The organism is Curtobacterium sp. PvP017 (assembly GCF_054060195.1).
Map to the genome: position 1 here is coordinate 279,846 of NZ_JBSSCY010000002.1, position 17,137 is coordinate 296,982.

Consider the following 17,137-nt stretch of genomic DNA (forward strand, 5'->3'; position numbering starts at 1 on the left):
GCGTCAGCAACTCGCCCGCTCCGCCGTTCGCATGCTGCTTCGCAGCTAGGAGGTACTATGTCAGAGGGTGTGAAGTAGGGTGTGAAGCATGACCGAGAGAGTGCGCTACCGCCCGTTCACCGGCGACGAACAGACCCGCATTCGTCTGCAGACCGCTCCACTTGAGCTTGTGCTGTGCCAGATCCGTTGGCCCGAGCTCGGGTACCTCCGCGAGGACGTGATCGAGCCGTTCGCTCGCGATCTGGGCACCAAACTACTCGACTACCCAATATACCGACAGTCCCCGGAATTTAACTTCTCGATCTCGCCGTCCGGTGTGGAGCAAAGCCGGGTCGGAACGATTCACCAGTGGAGTTCGGTGGACCAGACCAAGCATGTCTCCTTTGGGCGAACGTTTTTCTCGGTCTACTCGCGGGATTACCGAGGTTGGGATACCTTCGTCGAGGAAATTAAGAAGGTTCTCGTACCGCTCACGTCAGTGGTTGATATTCCCGTAATTGAGAGAGTGGGGGTGCGCTACCTTAACCGAATCGTGGACCAGGAAGTGATGCTACGTCTGGACGAACTCGTCAAGCCTGAGGTACTTGGATACCAGGCGCTGGTCCCTGCCGACGCCACCGAAGTTGAACTTGTTCAGGCAATCAATCAGGTCGAATATAACGTTGGCGGCGGAACGCTCCAGGTGCGGTCGGGAGTCTTGGCGCCCGGTCAGACCGTAGATCCCTCGGTAGCCCCGGTTGCTGGCCCGTCCTGGATTCTAGACCTCGATGCCTCCGCGCAAGTTGACTCTCGTTTTGGCATCGATGACGCGCTGGAGAGGGCAGGACACCTATCGGATACCGCGTACGACTTTTTCAAGTTTGTAATCAAGAACGGCTTTGTTGAACATTTCGGGAGGCGCGAGGAGTGACGCAGACAGCTACCCACCCCGACATGCTGCTCGATCTCGGTACTGAAGCACGCACCCAGCCCTGGGCAGTGGCAATGACAATCGCTACTGCCACCGCGGGCCTGATCGTAAGTCCGATGCTGCCCAGCTGGACAGGTTCGCTTCCACCCGTGCCGCAGCCTGCTCAGCGCCCAATGCTTCAACACACGATTAGCAGCGACGGCATCGGCTTTCCGTTTGGTTTTGCACGCTCCGCGGGTCGGCTGAGCGGAATCGCTGAAGGCAACTCGGTGACGCACTTGAGGGAGATTAGCGGTCTGACCGCCGACCAGATCGCCCGACTATTCAGCGTTTCACGGAGAACTGTGCAGAACTGGGTTGCCGGCGGCGCCATGGCAACCCAGCATGAGGAGCGACTTTCCGTACTCATCGCGAAGATCGTCCCATTGGCATCGTCGGCCGCCGAACGTCGGGCTGTGCTCCTCAGCTCCAACAGCGGGACAAGCATGTTCCATCGTCTGACTGCGGAGATGGGAAAGCCTCCCGTGCTCCACGCGCGACCGACTTCCGTGCGCGACCGACTGGGTGCATAGTCAATGCTCATCGGGGATGGGGTCACGACGACGCAGGATCTTCGGCAGGGCGATGTAGTTTCCCTCGCTTGGATTCCGTCTGTTGTCGACGGTTCTCCTGCATCCCATCCCTGCCCGGAGGGAGTGGTGATTGTGAGTCAGACGTGTGACGTCGTCCAAGACAGCAAGACTGTCTGTCTGGTCGCACCCATCGTGCCTGCGGAGAACGCTGTGGTATCCCGAGCCCGCAAGGGGCAGGCGCCTCTCAAGCTATACATGCCGGAGCACGATGGCACGCCCGTTCAGATCGCGGACCTGGATTACATCGCCGCGGTGCCAAAGTCGTCCCTCATCGGCACGACGCTCACCGCACGGCGAGGTGCTGACGAGCAAAGCAAACCTGCGCGGGACATCGCACACCGTCTCGGCCGAGTGTTCACTCGGTTCCCGTTCCCTGACGAGGTCTACCCAGCGTTTGCGAAGCTCCGAAGCCGGGCGCAGAAGACCGCCGGCGGCGCTGGCTGGTTCGGTCAAGTTCTGGACTACGTCGACGACCTACGCGTCACGGCAGACCAGTGGCCAGCCCCGGAGCGAAACCTGATCCTCAGGGTTGTCGTCGAGGAGCGCTACCTCATTCCCGTCGAAGACGCTGACCCGACCTGGGCCTGGGAGACCGCCTTGGTAGTGGGCAGAAAAGACGGGGAGTTGTTGCCCCGGCTGAGCCTGGACCGAACGTCCGAACTACTCGTCCGCAACCTCCAGAGCCTGGATGCGGACCCGACCACAACCGACACGACAACCATCCTCAGGCTGTGGGAACAGTGGGTTACTAATTTTCAGGCGTCAGATTTGACGCCCGTGAGTCCGCACGTCGCGACGTTCACGGCGGAGCTCGTCTCCGACGTGGAGCTCACGTATGCAGATTGGAAGACGAGTGAAAGCCTCGACCTCGAGGTCCTGTCTGACTCGCGTGTCGGGTCGTAGAGGATCGACCAGAGTGGAGCGCCTCTAGATATGAGCATCTCTAGCAAAACGAGAAAGCTGCTATGGAGCCACGCGCACGACATGTGTGCGCTCTGTAAGAGGCGGCTGACGGGGCATGCGGATAGTTCTATTCTATCGGGCCTTGTCTTTGGTGAAGAGGCTCATATCATTGCTCGACGCAAAGACGGTCCGAGGGGGGAGGAAGGCTCAAGGGAGGGGCTGGACGACTATCGGAACCTCATTCTGCTTTGCGCAGACGATCACAAACGAGTCGATGAGCAACCCAACATATTTACTGTCGACGTGTTGCGGGACATGAAAGACAAGCACATTGAGTGGGCCGCCTCGAAATATCGCGAAGCATCCGAGTCGGAGGCGCCAAAGCCCATTCGTACACTTGCGGCGGACGGCGAAGAATCCATACCGATGATACCGATGCAGTCCGGCAGGCAGATTTGGGAACTCATCGAAGGAGCGGGTCTCCGCTACTTCCGATCAGTGGAGGGCGACACAACGCCCGAGGCCGCAACAGCTGCTGATGAATTGCTGGACGCCGCAGCGGGATGGGCCGACATCTCTGACACTGTGATCGAACACGGATTTTCGGCGGTTCGGAGAGTCCATCAGAACCTCCAGGAACTTTTGGAAGATGTTCAACAGGAGAAACTGGTCGTATATGGACGTAGAGTAATTCGGGTAATGACAGGCGGATACGCGCCTGACATGCCTCTACCGACTGTGCACCTCGTTGTTCTGACGGCAGAGGAACTTGCTAACAACTCTGAGTCAGATGGCTCTCTTTTGGTCTGAACACCGGCTTCCCCATCTCTCGGCGGATCGGTTGCGACGGTAGTCGTCCTCAATCCGGGAGCGTTGCTCCCCACGGCCATAGGTTCCGGGGAATAACAACGTCTCGATCTGAGAGGTTCGGAACCTTAAACCAGGTATCTTCAGTACCTCTTCGCAAGTCGTCAAAGTTGACCTTTGATCGCGGCAGCGAAGAGATGTGCGCCACTAACAAATCCTGTGTCTCTTGATCGTCCGCAAGGTTGATGGCCCACGACAGCCGCACCTCGGTATCGTTGAAGATCGGGTATGAAGCAATATGACCGAAGGGGAGCCCAATCTCGGCTGCCAAACGGGCAATCTCGAGCGCCGGGAGTGAGTCGGGCCAGTGATGCTGCACGACGCTCCTCCCCCGCGTGCGCAAATCGGTATCGAGTACGGCCGCGCGGCCGTCGACGAGGATCTCCCAGAACGGGTTGTCGTCGAAGGGGATGCCTTGGGCGTATGCGGATGCGGCCGCAAGACCTTGCTCCGCGTCGTGGTTAGCTGATTCAAGCCATTGCGAATCGTGCCAGGACAGGCGAGTTCCTGGCTGGATTTCGACCTCGGAAACGAAGTGGTCTTGAAAGCCCCACTCAGCGACCGCTCGATTCATGAAGTCCCTCGAAGGGAACGCAAATAGTCCCATAAGGCGCGAGACGGACGTGGGACAGGTGAGTAGCCTAGCGAGTTCCAGGCGCCGCTCACGAAGGTAGAACCATTTCTTGTTCTCGCGCAGTACTGCCACCGTAGCGGCGCGTGCCCAGATGGAAATGGAGTGCTCCGCTGCGACCGTGGACACCGACTCGAGGACACCTCGATACGCGAGCCAAGCAACCATGGGGTCCATCATTTTAAGGTGTACCCACGCTGAACAGGGACCCGTGACGATTCCACTATTTTCACTCGTCCGGCTGATCTCTGCTGGTGGGTGAAACATTGTGCTACAACCCTCTCCGTGATGGGTTTCGTGTGTCGTCGGTCGTTGAAATGGTAAATGCAGACGATACCCAGGGCGGCGAACCGACTTGGTACGCCGATAGGCGACAGGTGCGTTGGCCGTTCTCCATCGTCGGTCGAAGCGGTTCATTCTTGGCGTAGCTTCGCCACCAGGCCAGTCTCTTTATAGTTTGGGAACCGATCGCGAGTCCTCATCTGGAAGAACTCCCAGGACTCCGACGTGTGGAGGGCTCGTTCCATAACTTCCCCCTCCCGGCGAGGGACAACAGCGAGCCAGTCCAGTATGGCTCTTGCGGGTGCGAATTGATCGAGTTGAGCGGTCATCCCAAATAGCGCCACTGCCAGGTCTTCGGCCAAATCGAGGCGGTCCGCATTCGTTAGGGCCCGCAGTGGACGTACACACCACGACAAGAAAGCATCCATGTCGTGGTAGTTCAGCCTGGGCACATCGCCCAAGAGGTTTAACGCGGTATCAAGCATTCCGGCGGCGTCGACTGCGGCCCAGTCGTTGACGTCGGACTGCCCCGTAACAGACACACGTCGGATCAGCTCGGGCTGCTCGTTTTGCTGCTCAAGGACGTACTCGCCGACGCCGACCCAATCCTTACCCGCGAGGAGCGTTTCAACTTTCCCTACGAAAGGCCGTGTTGCTCTGTCAAAGGCGTCTACGAAATCGTCCAGGTTTGGATATCGGTCTGCCGGATTCGGCTTAGTGGCTCTGCGGATCACAGCGCCGACGCGAGCATCATCAGGCATCGTCACATGCCCGTACGAGGGCGGCTTTCCCGTTAGCAGCCACCCTGCAATCGCTCCAAGACTGAATACGTCTGCCGTTACGGTCGCGTCGTGTGCATCTGCGTATTGTTCGGGCGCGGCCCAACCGTCACTCCCGGTCAGACCTCCCGCACGCGTCTGCCTGGACGTTGTTCGACCAGGGGCGTTTCGCACGATACCGAAGTCCGCAACTACCCAGCGCGCGCCTGTATCGTCAGAGAGCCAAAGGAGGTTTTGTGGCTTTAGATCGCGGTGCACCTGCCCGACCGCATGGAGAGGCCTAAGTCCTTCGGCTGTGGAATTTAGAACTTGAATGCACTCAGAGATGGCAACGGGTGTTTCGATCTCCCAAAGAGAATATGATGCGCGCGGCATTGCGTACCAGCTGAAGGACAGGTCATAATCGAGAATGGGCATGACGTGACGACCCTTGGTCGCCATCATGGCTCCGAGCTCGCGCTCGAACCGTTTACGTACGGGCGCTTCGTCGGCTGCGATCTTCAAGACAACGGCTTCGCCTGCGTTGTTTTGGCATGCCCAGACTTGTGCGAAGGGTGTCCTACTGATCTGCTCTGAAAGGTCATATCCGTTCGGGATCGCCACCAGCCCATCCAATCTAGATTGCCCGAGGAATCAGTAGTCTCGTCGGCGCTGTCGACACTCAGCGGTTCAAGGTTATCGACTTCAGTAAGGTTTGACGAGCAAAGGATGCAAGGTGCCAGCCGCCGTGGCCTGGCAAGTGGTGGACTCCTTCGCCCTCTGCACGGGACGCTCGCGGCTGCCGTAGCGCTACTTGGCCCCTCAGGCGGAAGGCGCGTTGAGTGGCCCGGCGGTCTCCGAGACCTGGGTAGGTCCGCCGGTTGGACGTTCTTTGAGACGTACAACCTGGTTGGCGGAGCCGTCGGACCATCTGCGGGCGGGTGGCCATCAGGTGGTGATTCCCGGACGATCTGACATGGCCGCCGACAGTCGCCGTGCGAATAACGTGTCTCCTTCGCACGCAACTTGTCGCCGTGTGCGCGGGCGGGTGTCGCCACGGTCCTGCCCGCAAGGTCAGGACCGGGCAGCTCGCGTGACACGTCCGCATGACGCACCTTCAGTGCGAAAGGTCGCGGACCAGCTATGTGAGACGGAGACTGCCGGAAGCCAGCGCGCGTAGGAGGGTCTCAGCGATGCAGTGACCTCGGTCGTAGCCAGCGACCGGCTATCGGACACCTACGCCATGAGTTCGTTCAGTCTCTCCGTCAAAATGTCGGCCGCCTCTGCCATGATGTCCCCCAAAGCGAGGACTTACAGCGTCCTTGGGAGGGAGAACGTCAATGGCGAAGTTCGACGCCAATAAGTTCAAACGAGACCTGCAGGCCGCTCAGCGGAAGGCCGAGGCCCAGGTCAAGCGACAGGTCGACGAAATCAACCGCAAGAATCAGCGCGCAGTCGACGACCATAACCGGAAGGTTCGCGCCCACAATCAGAAAGTGGTCGACCAGTTCAACCGGCAGGTGAACTCGCACAACCAAGAAGTCCGCCGGGTGAACGTGCACAACGCTCGAGTGGTGGGAGACCTGCAGAAGCAGCTCCGGTCAACAGGATCTGGGCCGCGATATACGCCGTCCGAGCGGGCGCTCGCTGATCGTGTCCAGGAATCGCTGGTCTCGCGGGACGAGCGTGAGTGGGACGTCTTCCTCAGCTACGCGCGGATTGATGGCCATGAAGCAGCTGAGGCGCTGCGCTCACCACTCGAAGAACTAGGAGTGCGGGTCTGGTTCGACGAGCTCGCAATCGTTCCCGGCAAGAGCCAGTCTCTGCAGATGGATCAGGGGCTGCGAAAGGCGCGAGCGGGGATCGTGCTGCTCACGCCCGCATACCTCGTCGGTCGTTTCTGGACTGAGCGCGAGCTCGGCGCTCTCCTTCGAAAATCGACACTGATCCCCGTGCTGCACGGAGTCGACTTCAAGGCGGTCGAGGAGTACAGCGGGATCCTGCCAGATCTTGCTGGATTCGAGACGACGCGGGACGACATCGCCTCGATTGCGGAGAAGATCGCCGCGGCGATTCTGCCGGCCGACGCAACCATCGAGGCAGGTTCCGGGTCCGATGAGTGACATGGCAACATTGGAAGGAATCGAGCACGCGCTCCGGCCGCTGGCTCTCCGCGAAACCGACTTCGCCGCAGGCGATGCGGTGGTCGAACAGATCGCGAAGCTGAAGAGCGCTATCGACGCCACCGACGCCCGCGACGAACCGTGGTTGATTAACTGGCTTTCCGACGAGCATTACAAGGGTGCCGTCTTGTACGCGGCGGCGAAGACCAACTGGAACCACGAACAGGCAGGCAGGGGCTCGCTGGGGGACCGCCAGATGCGCAGCCAGATCGTGTCGAGGTTCAATCGATGGGTAGAGCAGCTCAAGGCTCGTCTCGTTGAGTACCTCAGTGGATGCCGCTCAGCAGCAGCAGTGATTGCGTGGCGCGACGAAATTGCCCGCTTCAAGGAGGACCCCGTGAGGAACGCGTAGGCGCGCCTCGAAATACGATTGCCGCCCTGCAGCTCGCGGAGCTACTTTAAGCGCTGTAGGCGTGCCGCATTGCCAGCTCGGCCAGGTTTGGCGACGCGGCACCTGGTTTCCGGGAGGTTCGAGCGCCGATCGGCAACCGCACATCCGTTATCCAATTTGGGCCGCGCGGTCATGCGAATTCGTGCCGCGCTTTACCAAAATTGACTGTCGCTAGACGGTCTTTCTGATGGCCTAGTGGAAACCGTCTCTATCACGTGGTAGCTCGCGGCTGTATCGCCGCCACATGGAGGGGCAGGGCATGGGTAAGAAGTAGGCGTCCGCTCATTCGTGGAGCAAATGGTCCGCGCATCGGGGACCAGCGCTATCAGCGCTTGAGATCCGTGTGTGGCGCCAACTTGCTGTCTTCCAGCGTCCACCGCCCGCTCGACGCCGAACTCTGACCTCACAGAGCCTTGAACGACTCGACCTACGACCTATCATTTTTGAGTACATCAGGTCTAACGTCGAAGTTACTGCCTTCGCCTACGACAGAGGAGCCATCAATGGCCGTGTTCTACAGCTTCCACTACCAGCGGGATGCCGCGCGCGTGCAGCAGATCATGAACATGGGTCAGGTAGAAGGCCAGCGGATACTCAACTCGCAGGAGTGGGAGGAGGTGAAGGGCCGCGGGAAGGCCGCGATCGAGGAGTGGATCGAGGGCCAGATGAAGTACAAGACTGCAGTCGTCGTGCTCGTCGGCGCTGAGACCGCTAGCCGGCCCTGGATTGACTACGAGATCCGCAAGGCATGGCAGGACAAGCGTCCACTCGTCGGCATCCGAATCAACGGACTTGCCCCGCTGAATTTGTCAGCCGACCCCGCCGGCACGGACCCCTTCTCCAACATCCCGCTGACCGGTGGGGGAACCATCGCCGATCACGTGAAGCTGCACACCCCGATCGGTTCGTCCAGCAAAGAGGTTTACGCGAACATCTCCGCCAACCTGACCACCTGGATTAACGGTGCCTACAAGCGAAGCTGACTGCGCTTTCTGCGCGATCGTGCGCGACCGACCGGCAAAGACGCGCGAGGTTTACCGGAATGACGAGGTGGTGGCGTTTTTTCCGACCGAACCCGCTACCCTCGGACATACCCTCGTGATTCCAGTGCGCCACATAGAGTCCGTGACCGACCTTGAGGAGCGTGAGGTCAATGCTCTGGGTGCTGCGACGGTGAAGCTCGCACGATGGATCGAGGAGGAGCTGCATCCCGACGGGCTGAATCTGATTCAGTCCAATGGGCACGTCGCGGAACAGACCGTGCCGCATGTCCACGTTCATGTGCTTCCCCGCTGGGGCGGGGATGCTGTCGGGCCGATCTGGCCGCCGGAGACGGCCTTCACAGAGGGCGAGAAGGACCACACGTGGCGCACGCTTTTGGATCGTGCCGCTAGCACGGAAGCGAAGCGAACACGATGACCGCGAACCCGACACCTGCTAAAGGGCCGTAGAAGCCCAGCATCGCCCACGAACAGATGACGTGCCACCAGCGGCAGTTCTCGTCACGCTCGTCGTCCTCGTCGCCGTTCGGCTTGTGGAAGTACCGGCTGGCGTTCATGTCATAGCCGCCGACCTTTCCTCGCGCAATCTCGCGGAAAAGCACGCGAAACGCCCGCTCCTGCCTCAGGTAGTGGCCGTCGAGAACTCCGAATACCGCGATCGCAGTCAGCCCCAACACTCCGACCAAAGGAACGCGCTGGACCAGCGCGAAGCCGTAGGTCGCCGTCACCACCGGCAAGAGCCATCCCTTCGACGTCGACGAGGATGATGCCATCCGAGACACGACCGCCTGCACCATGTCGAGGTGCTTCCGGCGGTCATCGAGCCCATACAGATCCTGGTCGCTCATGCGGATGCCTCTTCACCGGCCTGCACGACCCGTGCCAGCGTCCCCGCTTCAAGTAGTGCTTCCTCACCCATCCGGCGATGATCGCACCTCTCTGCTGCGTCCGATAGACGATCGGCTACCGGCCATGCACTGACACCGCGGGTCAGCTGACCTTCTTCGCGATCATCGCAAGGTGATCCCGGATCTTCCGCAGACTCTCGTCGATCGTCTTCATTCGCCCCTTCGTCGACGAGGAGCTCACACTGTACGTCGTCAGGGTCACCGTCTCGATGGTGAGGTCGAAGGAGTCACGAATCCGAAACCAGCCGAGCCCCTTGTATGAGACATCGACCCGCACCTCATCCGGGGTCGGCTCCCGATTCGACAGTTCGGCGCCCGAGCCGGCTTCACCGGCCCACCAGGTGTTGGACAGACGCTGCCCCGGATTGAGAACAGGGATCGCCCGCTGATACCGCTGCACCAAGTACGGCGCGACCAGTCCACTGGTCACTGCGGGCAGGGTGATCGGGGGTGTGAACCCGACCCGAACGTCGCGCGCGGGAGTCGCGCCGAGGTTGGATACCACGAACTCGATCGATGAATCGTTGTCTGGTGCCGGCCGGAACTCTGCCGTCACCATCGGCTGGGACCGCGCCTTACTGTCCGACGCAGCCGAAATCAACGCCAAGATCGCCACGAGCGCTGCCACTACACCTGCTACCGCGCCAATCGCTGACCCGTATTCGTTGATCCAGTCCCACACCATCTACACCCCTGATCGCCGTCCTCGGATAGTACTGGCGACACAGACGAACGGGGCTAGTGAGCCGCCTCGATAGCGGATCCGCTACCGGACGCCGGAACGCATCTGGCTTCGTCGGCCCACCCATGTCGAGGGACCCCAGCATCATGTTGCGCGCTGGTAGGGGCTACGGACCGTATGAACCACTCACCGAAGTGAGCAGCTGCCCGCCGTTCAGGATCAACACGAACGTGATTCCAGTCGCGGAGGCAACAGCGACTGCAACCAGGGCCGCGATCATTCCAGTCCACCGGCGGTACCGCCCGCTGACGGCAACCGCGCCAAGGACGACTAGTCCCAGGACATGGGTGAGCACCAGCGGGATGCCGCCCATGAGCAGCGTCGTGCCAGCCATCGTGGTGCCCGCAGCAACAGCCTTCGGCTGTTCGGTAGCTTCCTCCAACGAGGCAAGACTGAGCCACAACCACGCGCCGGCCATGATGGGCAGCCCGAGCACCGCGAGAACCCAGAACAACACCGCACTTCGTGTCGACTTCCAGCCGCGCTCTACAGACGGACCCTTCAAGGCGCGATCCCCATGGTCAGTACACGCCGTCGGGGTAGGGCTGGTCGCACTGCTCCGCTGTATGACCCGGCCCGGCCATCCGGCGAATAGTGAGCTGTTGACCGACGGCCAGCTCGTGCCCGTATACCTCTGGCTCTTCATTGGCGAGGTAGATGTCGGCAGTACAGAGACTGAAACGCGCAGCGATTCCTGTCACGGCGTCCCCCGATGCCACGGTGTAAACGAAAGACAAGGGACCGCCGGTGACGCTTCCATTCGCCGTCACGGTCCTCCCGTGATCTTCCGGCGGAGCACTCTCGGAGACCGCAGACGTCGAAGCCGACGGCTGACCAGAGGACGGGACCGGAGTGGCGTCGGGTCCGGAACTGTCAGTGCAACCGACAGCGGTGAAAGCAAGAACGGCCATCATGGCAACCGACGCGATCGTGCGCATCGAGACCCCCATCTCGTCGACTTCGGCGTTCGCGCCGACTCTACCGGGGCCGCCGAGCAACGGCGTGTGCTGTCGGATCGTCTACCGATAGCGGATCGTCGACTGAGACTGCTTCGCGCGAGACACCGGCGTCTGCGGTGCCATGCTGACGGGGTGATTCTGCTGACCGAAGCCGCGCGTGGTGAGTGGATTGTCGAGCGCGCTGGCCGATGGGCGACTGTCGGCGGTGTCGCTGGCAAGGGCTTCGAGGCGTACGCGAGGCTGCTGCACCCGGTAGATGCGCACCGTACTGACCCGAACACGCTCGACGAGTGGGGCAATTCCGTCGATGTCGAGCACACGCGTTGGCGGTGGGCCGAGGTCGCGCGCCGCAACGGCCGGGTGATGCATCCCCTGGCGCAGTGGTGGCGCATCACTGACGAAGAGCAGACCAGGGACTGGTCGGATGGGTGGCGTGTCGGTCAGTCCGACGACGGGTGGTTCGACCCGGAGGATCTCGCGGTGCTGACCACGCACCTGCGGGCCACGACACGGACCCCGGACGACCTGGTCATCGGAGCGTGGGAAGGCACCGGCAATCCGCCCTGGGCAGAGGGAAATCGGAACGCGCTCGCGCGCGCTCGCATACAGATGCACTGGCCAGGTCGGGACATGTGGTTGTTCAGCTCGAGCCTGGGCGAGCTTGCGGACCCGATGTGGGCGCAGCGCACCGTGCCTGGATGGGAATGCAGCCGCTGGGGCCAGGAGGGTCCCTACACGTCGCTGATCTGGCCCGAGGATCACGCCTGGGTCGTCGCGTCGGAGGAAGACTGGGACTCGACGATCGTCGCCGGCTCACGCGTACTCGTCGACAGCATCCTCGCGGACGACCGCTTCGAGACCTTCGAGGTGCACGAAGATGACGACCTGAGCTGGGACGGCGATCTCCTCAATCCCCGCCGACAGCCGAAACCAGGGCCCTGATGCGACCAGACGCCCGCGAGGGATCGGCAAGCGGGACGTCGCAACGCCCGAGCGAGCGTCCTTCACACTGATCTGATGGCGAGTATCCGGCGGGCCCATGTTGATGACGCCGCGGCGATCGGACTGTTTCAGACGCTGGCGTGGGAGCAGACGTACCGCGGCATAGTCCCTGACTCCTTCTTGAACTCCCGGACGGTCGGTTCAGCGGCGGACCGGTGGGCAGAGCGCATCGGCGCCGGCAGTCGACTCGTGTTCGTAGCGGAGTCGCTCGGGGGACAGATCATCGGCGTCGCGAGCACGAGCCGCAGCTCGGACGGTTCGAGCAGATTGCCGAACCTCGAGCTCTCTACTATGTACGTCGATCGAAAGGCTCACGGCACCGGGCTTGCCGCAAGCCTCCTCGGCGCTGCACTCGACGAAGAGGATGCTCATCTCCTCGTCTTCTCGTTCAACAAGCGGGCCCAGCGCTTCTACGCCAAACACGGCTTCGATCGCCGAGGGGAACGGCAGATCGATCCGGGGACCGGGCTGCACGAGGAACGCTGGGTCCGGCAGATGGGGACACCCAACCACCCGTCTCGATAAACGATCGCCCAACGGACGTCGGCAGCAGCTAGGTTGGCGCGATGGACGTCTTGAGCGCGAAGGTTCTCGGCTCGATCGCGCTCGCCTTCGGCCTAGTGTTCGTCGCGACGTCGATCGTTCGTCTCACTCGACCTGACCTCGACGTGATCTTGGTGATCTTGAACACCGCACTCGGACTCTTCTGGCTCGGTGCTGGCGGCTGGTTGTGGCGCTTCGCGCTTCGGAAGGCGAAGCGCGGCCGGTAGAGGATCCCCCACCGGATGGCGGCCTCATCTTTCGCCTTGCTGGACTTCTCGGGTGCTTAGAGTGAGGAGGTCATTCGTTGGGGGTAGCGATGTTGTTGTTGCAGTTTCTTGTGCCGGTGGTCCTGGTCGTTGTCGTCGTGCTCATCTTCCTCGCTGCTCGTGGAAGCATGGGCCGAAGCCCGCTACAGGGTCAGCAGGATGCCGAATGGCGAGCACTGCGTGACGAGCGACGTCGAGCCAGAGCCGAGCGTCGTACACGCGACCGCTAGCCGATCGGCTACCGGGCAGATGCATCGACATCTCCTGGTTGCCCCGGTGAGTGGCCGAGATTGCGGAACCGGTGCACCGTCGCTTCGGGACATGATCAGGAGGCCGTTACGGTCGAACCATGGCGAGCATCACCTACCCAGCGCCGCTCCGAGCAGGGGGACGCATCGAGGTCCCGGCACCGTCGATGGGCGTCCCCGCGCATCTCCTCGAGCGGTTGCACGCTGCGGTCGATGCGCTCACGACCCTCGGTTTCGACGTTCGACTGCGCCCGCACGCGGTGACGGGTGGTCTGACCCCGGCGCCGGCTGCTGCGCGAGCGGAAGACCTGCACGCTGCGTTCGAGGGAGCTGACGTCGTCCTTCCACCATGGGGCGGGGAGCTCGCCATCGAGTTGGTCGAGGGGATCGACTGGAATGTCCTCGCCGAAGCTCGCCCGTGGTTCGTGGGGTGGTCGGACATCTCGACGTTGCTGCTGCCCCTGACCACGCGGACCGGGCTCGCAACGCTCCACGGCGCGAACCTCATGGATGAGCCGTACGAGCTGCCCACCGAGTTCGCGCGGTGGACCGACATCGCGGGGCTTCCGCCGAACAGCACCTTCGAGCAGTACAGCGCACCTCGCCGACGCAGCCGTCCGTGGGGAGCGTGGGCGGACGAGCCGTTGGATCGCGATCGGGCCTACGACGCCCCCACGAGGTGGCGGTCCCTCGACGGAACGGATGACGTGGGGGTGCGCGGCCGTCTGATCGGTGGCTGCCTCGAGACGGTGTCGTTGCTCGCCGGAACGCCCTACGGTGACGTGCCTGCATTCGCGCGGAAGTACGCCCCGGAGGGCACGATCGTCTACCTCGAAGCGGCGGAGTCCAACGCGATCAGCGTCCTCCGGATGCTCACCTCACTGCGTCTCGCGGGCTGGTTCGACGACGCGAACGGCATCCTGATCGGGCGTACCGACGGCGCCGCATCGCCTGAACTGAGCCAGGAAGACGCCGTGCGACACGCGCTGGGCGACCTCGACGTGCCGGTAGTCCTCGACTTCGACACCGGGCACCAGCCTCCGCAGATGCCACTGGTGAACGGCGCCCTGGCAGAAGTCCGACTCAACGGAGCGGACAGTTCGATCGTGCAGCACCTGGTCCCGTGATGCGACGGCTCGGCGTTCTCCAACCGAACGCGTCGGAGCTACAGGCCCTTGCGCTTGTTGGTCTCCCAGTAGCCGAGTACGACGTCGTGCTCTTCCGGTAGCTCTCGTTCCACGAGGAGGAGGAGACGACGTCCTTGACGTTCGTGGGAGCGGGCAGCGGCCTCAGTCGGCCAGCCCGTTTCGATACCGTAGTTCTCGGTGAAGTCGCGGGCCCAGGCAAGGATCTCGCTCGTGAGTCGCGGCGAGAAGGACGGTGTGCCCTCGGCGCACGGCCCGTCTTCGTCCCACAGCGGCCAATCGACGCTGTACTCGTTCATCAGCCGGTAGTGCACATCCGAAGGATCGCACAGGTCGGAACCGTTTCCGATGACCGCCGGTTGTCCAAGGACACCGGGTAACGTCCGAGCATGTCGTCTTGGTGGGACCGCACCGATCCGACGGACCGCTCGGAGTTGACGAACCGTGCTCCCGCCGGGCTCGTCGAATCGTGGTGGAACGTCGTTGCAGGGGCCGTCCTGCTGATCGGACTGCCAGTGATCGTGCTCAGTGGGGGCTTCAGTCCGGCGCGCATCGCGTTCGCACTCTTCGGCCTGGCCATCATGGTGGCGCTTGAGCTCGTCTTCGTGCGGAAGCTCACGCGGCGGATCGCAGGCCGGCGAGCCCTTCGCCTGGTGACTGCTGATCACGAGGTCCCAGAACGCGCGCCGTTGACGATCAGGCCGGGCGACGTCGTCCAGGTCGGAGCTCGCGACACTGAGTGGCCCGCTTTCGTGTTCGTGACGACCGAACACGGAACGGGATGGGTTCCCGCGCGCCACCTCGACATCGACGGTTCGGCAGGTACCGTCCGCGTCGGTTACGACACCACCGAGCTCCCCGCGAGTTCGGGTGAGATCGTCGATCTCGTGGCGGACGATCCTGAGAGCGGCTGGTCCTGGTGTCGGAACGCCGACGGTCGTGAAGGGTGGGTGCCGCGCCGCGTCCTCACTGCTGCGTGAGCGATCGTGTCAGCGGGGCCCTCTACAGTCACGCAGCGTGAAGATCCTCCTGCTCTCCCGCAACACCGGGGCGATCCTGCCCTTCCTGACCGAACCGAACGGCGCAGATCCAGCGCTCGACCGGTTCCGGATCGCCTACGTCGATGACGCGCAGCAGGCATTCACGGGCGCCCCGTTCGTCGAAGCGGAACGCGCGGCCATCGCAGCGCTCGCTGGCGAGGTCGTCCCGGTCACCGTGCGCGGAACCGAGAACCACCGGTTCGACCAGATCCTCGCGGATGTCGACGCCGTGTACGTCGCCAGCGGAAGCACTTTCGCGCTCCTCGAGGCTCTGCGGGTGAGCGGGAACGACGAGGTGTTGGTGGAGCACGTCCGGGCTGGTCTGCCGTACATCGGCGCGAGCGCCGGCTCGATCGTCGCCGGACCGGACGTGACCCCAGCATCCTTGATGGACGACCCTGCTGACGGGCCTGCTCTCACCGACCACACCGGCCTCGCGTTGGTCGACCAGACGGTGGTCCCGCACGCGGACGGCCTCCTGCCGCCGTACCCGCCGGAACTCATCCAGGAGACCCTCGACACGTACCGCGACTCCTACGCCTTGGTCCCGCTCGACGACGACCAGGCGCTGGCCGTGGACGGCGGGCGAACGCGCGTCATCAGGTCCGACACGATTCCGGGGTGAGCCGTCTTGTCGGCGGCGCAGCGCACTGGCTCCCAGGATCACGAGTAGTTGTCACGTCACCAACCTGAGCGGATCACTCGGAAAGTCGGCGCCGCGTTCCAGACTGCGCTTGCATCGTGGTGCTCGTGACGAACCTCCGAACGACCTTCCTCGCACGCGGCCTCGCCGTGCTCGCGGGTACTGCCCTCTTCGCCGGACTGCACGTCTCCGGATCAGCCTCCGCGTCGACCGACGCTCCCGCCACCTCCGCCACGACCTCCACCTCCACGAATGCCTCGATCGCGGACGGCGGGACGACCGCCAGCCGCCACGACACGGCCACCGAACACCGGAACGCCTGCCGCATCCACCGCCTCCTGATCGGCACCTTCTCGGCTCCCGACAGCCGCTCCGCGAAACGGCTCGCGGCGAAGGACGTGGCCCCGGACGCGGTGACGCACGCAGCCGGAGCAAGCACCGGGCCGAGCGGGATCCTCGCCCAGTTCGCGGCCGACCGTGCCCGTGTGCCCGGCGCCCACGCCGTCATCAAGCACCTGGCCGCCGACGGTGACCTGGTCGCCGTGCACTGGCAGATCGCACCGGACCCGAAGGACGAACGGCGGGGTGAGGCCGCGGTCGACCTGTTCCGTCTCGCGAACGGCCGCGTCGTCGAGCACTGGTCACTGGATCAGCAGATCGCCACGGGGAAGCCGGCCAGCGGCAACACGAACACGATGTTCAGCGATCTGTACCGCCCCGCACACCGGACGAAGGCGCCGACGGAACGGCAGGAAGAGCGCAACCGCGTCCTCGCGGTCAGGGCCTACGACAGCCTGTTCCGTGACCACGACGTGTCGGTGCTCGACCGCGACTTCGACCCGGCCTACCTGCAGCACAACCCGGTGGCGCCGAACGGCACGGCCGCGCTGAAGCAACTGTTCGCGGGTGGCGCGCAGTTCCCGGCGCAGCAGTCGGTCATCTCCCTGTCCGACGGCGACATCGTCTGGACCTTCTCGCAGCGCGTCGATGCGAAGTCGGGTGACCCGATCCTCGCCGCCGACCTCTTCCGTGTCGACGGCGGGAAGATCCGTGAGCACTGGGACGTGGTGCCGGCCAGCTGAG

The 17,137-nt window shown here is 62.9% G+C and carries 21 protein-coding genes; 15 read left to right on the forward strand and 6 right to left on the reverse strand.

Annotated elements, in window-relative coordinates:
* Positions 1-88 precede the first annotated feature (88 nt).
* The 4 genes from ACVKXF_RS05275 to ACVKXF_RS05290 are packed head-to-tail and all read left to right on the forward strand — an operon-like array spanning position 89 to position 3,255.
* Positions 89-910: a TIGR04255 family protein gene (locus ACVKXF_RS05275; protein ID WP_456795077.1), complete on the forward strand. Its 822-nt coding sequence runs from the start codon at positions 89-91 to the stop codon at positions 908-910.
* Between the two features lie 23 nt (positions 911-933).
* On the forward strand, positions 934-1,482 hold the full coding sequence (locus ACVKXF_RS05280) for a hypothetical protein (protein WP_456795078.1): 549 nt from the start codon (positions 934-936) through the stop codon (positions 1,480-1,482).
* Between the two features lie 3 nt (positions 1,483-1,485).
* The gene (locus ACVKXF_RS05285) at positions 1,486-2,445 is read left to right on the forward strand and encodes a hypothetical protein (protein ID WP_456795079.1); all 960 of its coding nucleotides are present in this window, start codon (positions 1,486-1,488) and stop codon (positions 2,443-2,445) included.
* A 30-nt stretch (positions 2,446-2,475) separates the two neighbouring features.
* On the forward strand, positions 2,476-3,255 hold the full coding sequence (locus ACVKXF_RS05290) for an HNH endonuclease (protein ID WP_456795080.1): 780 nt from the start codon (positions 2,476-2,478) through the stop codon (positions 3,253-3,255).
* A gap of 49 nt (positions 3,256-3,304) precedes the next feature.
* On the opposite strand, the gene ACVKXF_RS05295 is transcribed toward ACVKXF_RS05290, so the two are convergent.
* Together ACVKXF_RS05295 and ACVKXF_RS05300 are read right to left on the reverse strand one after the other, a co-directional pair.
* A complete protein-coding gene (locus ACVKXF_RS05295) occupies positions 3,305-4,111 on the reverse strand; it encodes a hypothetical protein (protein WP_456795081.1) in 807 nt (268 codons plus the stop codon).
* A 245-nt stretch (positions 4,112-4,356) separates the two neighbouring features.
* The gene (locus ACVKXF_RS05300) at positions 4,357-5,607 is read right to left on the reverse strand and encodes a protein kinase domain-containing protein (protein ID WP_456795082.1); all 1,251 of its coding nucleotides are present in this window, start codon (positions 5,605-5,607) and stop codon (positions 4,357-4,359) included.
* 716 nt (positions 5,608-6,323) lie between these two features.
* Here ACVKXF_RS05300 and ACVKXF_RS05305 point away from each other — a divergent pair.
* From ACVKXF_RS05305 to ACVKXF_RS05320, 4 genes are all read left to right on the forward strand, one after another.
* Positions 6,324-7,106 carry a toll/interleukin-1 receptor domain-containing protein gene (locus ACVKXF_RS05305; protein WP_456795083.1) on the forward strand — a complete coding sequence of 261 codons (783 nt, stop codon included), beginning with the start codon at positions 6,324-6,326 and terminating at the stop codon, positions 7,104-7,106.
* Positions 7,099-7,518: a hypothetical protein gene (locus ACVKXF_RS05310; RefSeq protein WP_456795084.1), complete on the forward strand. Its 420-nt coding sequence runs from the start codon at positions 7,099-7,101 to the stop codon at positions 7,516-7,518. The genes ACVKXF_RS05305 and ACVKXF_RS05310 overlap by 8 nt, the downstream gene beginning before the upstream one ends.
* A 542-nt stretch (positions 7,519-8,060) precedes the next feature.
* Entirely contained in the window at positions 8,061-8,540 is a 480-nt protein-coding gene (locus tag ACVKXF_RS05315) for a TIR domain-containing protein (protein WP_456795086.1), read from the forward strand.
* On the forward strand, positions 8,521-8,976 hold the full coding sequence (locus tag ACVKXF_RS05320) for an HIT family protein (RefSeq protein WP_456795087.1): 456 nt from the start codon (positions 8,521-8,523) through the stop codon (positions 8,974-8,976). The genes ACVKXF_RS05315 and ACVKXF_RS05320 overlap by 20 nt, the downstream gene beginning before the upstream one ends.
* Here ACVKXF_RS05320 and ACVKXF_RS05325 read toward each other — a convergent pair.
* From ACVKXF_RS05325 to ACVKXF_RS05335, 3 genes are all read right to left on the reverse strand, one after another.
* The gene (locus ACVKXF_RS05325) at positions 8,948-9,406 is read right to left on the reverse strand and encodes a hypothetical protein (RefSeq protein WP_456795088.1); all 459 of its coding nucleotides are present in this window, start codon (positions 9,404-9,406) and stop codon (positions 8,948-8,950) included. The genes ACVKXF_RS05320 and ACVKXF_RS05325 overlap by 29 nt on opposite strands.
* 142 nt (positions 9,407-9,548) lie before the next feature.
* A complete protein-coding gene (locus tag ACVKXF_RS05330) occupies positions 9,549-10,151 on the reverse strand; it encodes a hypothetical protein (protein ID WP_456795089.1) in 603 nt (200 codons plus the stop codon).
* 163 nt (positions 10,152-10,314) lie between these two features.
* Positions 10,315-10,713 (reverse strand): hypothetical protein, encoded by a 399-nt coding sequence (locus tag ACVKXF_RS05335; RefSeq protein WP_134194774.1) that lies wholly within the window; start codon positions 10,711-10,713, stop codon positions 10,315-10,317.
* A 586-nt stretch (positions 10,714-11,299) separates the two neighbouring features.
* On the opposite strand from ACVKXF_RS05335, the gene ACVKXF_RS05340 reads away from it, so the two are divergent.
* The 4 genes from ACVKXF_RS05340 to ACVKXF_RS05355 all read left to right on the forward strand — a co-directional run bounded on the left by ACVKXF_RS05340 (position 11,300) and on the right by ACVKXF_RS05355 (position 14,353).
* Positions 11,300-12,109, forward strand: coding sequence for a hypothetical protein (locus ACVKXF_RS05340; protein WP_456795090.1), 810 nt, complete (start codon positions 11,300-11,302; stop codon positions 12,107-12,109).
* Positions 12,110-12,184: 75 nt separating this feature from the next.
* Positions 12,185-12,694: an N-acetyltransferase family protein gene (locus ACVKXF_RS05345; RefSeq protein ID WP_456795091.1), complete on the forward strand. Its 510-nt coding sequence runs from the start codon at positions 12,185-12,187 to the stop codon at positions 12,692-12,694.
* Between the two features lie 41 nt (positions 12,695-12,735).
* Entirely contained in the window at positions 12,736-12,939 is a 204-nt protein-coding gene (locus ACVKXF_RS05350; RefSeq protein WP_456795092.1) for a hypothetical protein, read from the forward strand.
* 388 nt (positions 12,940-13,327) lie between these two features.
* A complete protein-coding gene (locus ACVKXF_RS05355; RefSeq protein ID WP_456795093.1) occupies positions 13,328-14,353 on the forward strand; it encodes a S66 family peptidase in 1,026 nt (341 codons plus the stop codon).
* A 38-nt stretch (positions 14,354-14,391) separates the two neighbouring features.
* Here ACVKXF_RS05355 and ACVKXF_RS05360 read toward each other — a convergent pair whose 3' ends face one another.
* Positions 14,392-14,670 carry a hypothetical protein gene (locus ACVKXF_RS05360; RefSeq protein ID WP_456795094.1) on the reverse strand — a complete coding sequence of 93 codons (279 nt, stop codon included), beginning with the start codon at positions 14,668-14,670 and terminating at the stop codon, positions 14,392-14,394.
* 90 nt (positions 14,671-14,760) lie between these two features.
* Here ACVKXF_RS05360 and ACVKXF_RS05365 point away from each other — a divergent pair, with 90 nt between their 5' ends.
* From ACVKXF_RS05365 to ACVKXF_RS05375, 3 genes are all read left to right on the forward strand, one after another.
* Entirely contained in the window at positions 14,761-15,351 is a 591-nt protein-coding gene (locus tag ACVKXF_RS05365) for an SH3 domain-containing protein (protein WP_456795095.1), read from the forward strand.
* Between the two features lie 37 nt (positions 15,352-15,388).
* Entirely contained in the window at positions 15,389-16,036 is a 648-nt protein-coding gene (locus tag ACVKXF_RS05370) for a Type 1 glutamine amidotransferase-like domain-containing protein (protein WP_221180523.1), read from the forward strand.
* Between the two features lie 125 nt (positions 16,037-16,161).
* A complete protein-coding gene (locus tag ACVKXF_RS05375) occupies positions 16,162-17,136 on the forward strand; it encodes a nuclear transport factor 2 family protein (protein ID WP_456795097.1) in 975 nt (324 codons plus the stop codon).
* The last annotated feature ends 1 nt before the right edge of the window (position 17,137 follow it).

Excerpts from the sequence above, each read along its gene's own strand:
- ACVKXF_RS05350 (WP_456795092.1), top strand. The coding sequence starts at position 12,736 with ATGGACGTCTTGAGCGCGAAGGTTCTCGGCTCGATCGCGCTCGCCTTC.
- ACVKXF_RS05305 (WP_456795083.1), top strand. The coding sequence starts at position 6,324 with ATGGCGAAGTTCGACGCCAATAAGTTCAAACGAGACCTGCAGGCCGCT.
- ACVKXF_RS05345 (WP_456795091.1), top strand. The coding sequence starts at position 12,185 with ATGGCGAGTATCCGGCGGGCCCATGTTGATGACGCCGCGGCGATCGGA.
- ACVKXF_RS05330 (WP_456795089.1), bottom strand. The coding sequence starts at position 10,151 with ATGGTGTGGGACTGGATCAACGAATACGGGTCAGCGATTGGCGCGGTA.
- ACVKXF_RS05295 (WP_456795081.1), bottom strand. The coding sequence starts at position 4,111 with ATGGTTGCTTGGCTCGCGTATCGAGGTGTCCTCGAGTCGGTGTCCACG.
- ACVKXF_RS05275 (WP_456795077.1), top strand. The coding sequence starts at position 89 with ATGACCGAGAGAGTGCGCTACCGCCCGTTCACCGGCGACGAACAGACC.
- ACVKXF_RS05285 (WP_456795079.1), top strand. The coding sequence starts at position 1,486 with ATGCTCATCGGGGATGGGGTCACGACGACGCAGGATCTTCGGCAGGGC.
- ACVKXF_RS05290 (WP_456795080.1), top strand. The coding sequence starts at position 2,476 with ATGAGCATCTCTAGCAAAACGAGAAAGCTGCTATGGAGCCACGCGCAC.
- ACVKXF_RS05280 (WP_456795078.1), top strand. The coding sequence starts at position 934 with ATGCTGCTCGATCTCGGTACTGAAGCACGCACCCAGCCCTGGGCAGTG.
- ACVKXF_RS05365 (WP_456795095.1), top strand. The coding sequence starts at position 14,761 with ATGTCGTCTTGGTGGGACCGCACCGATCCGACGGACCGCTCGGAGTTG.
- ACVKXF_RS05355 (WP_456795093.1), top strand. The coding sequence starts at position 13,328 with ATGGCGAGCATCACCTACCCAGCGCCGCTCCGAGCAGGGGGACGCATC.
- ACVKXF_RS05310 (WP_456795084.1), top strand. The coding sequence starts at position 7,099 with ATGAGTGACATGGCAACATTGGAAGGAATCGAGCACGCGCTCCGGCCG.
- ACVKXF_RS05360 (WP_456795094.1), bottom strand. The coding sequence starts at position 14,670 with ATGAACGAGTACAGCGTCGATTGGCCGCTGTGGGACGAAGACGGGCCG.
- ACVKXF_RS05315 (WP_456795086.1), top strand. The coding sequence starts at position 8,061 with ATGGCCGTGTTCTACAGCTTCCACTACCAGCGGGATGCCGCGCGCGTG.
- ACVKXF_RS05325 (WP_456795088.1), bottom strand. The coding sequence starts at position 9,406 with ATGAGCGACCAGGATCTGTATGGGCTCGATGACCGCCGGAAGCACCTC.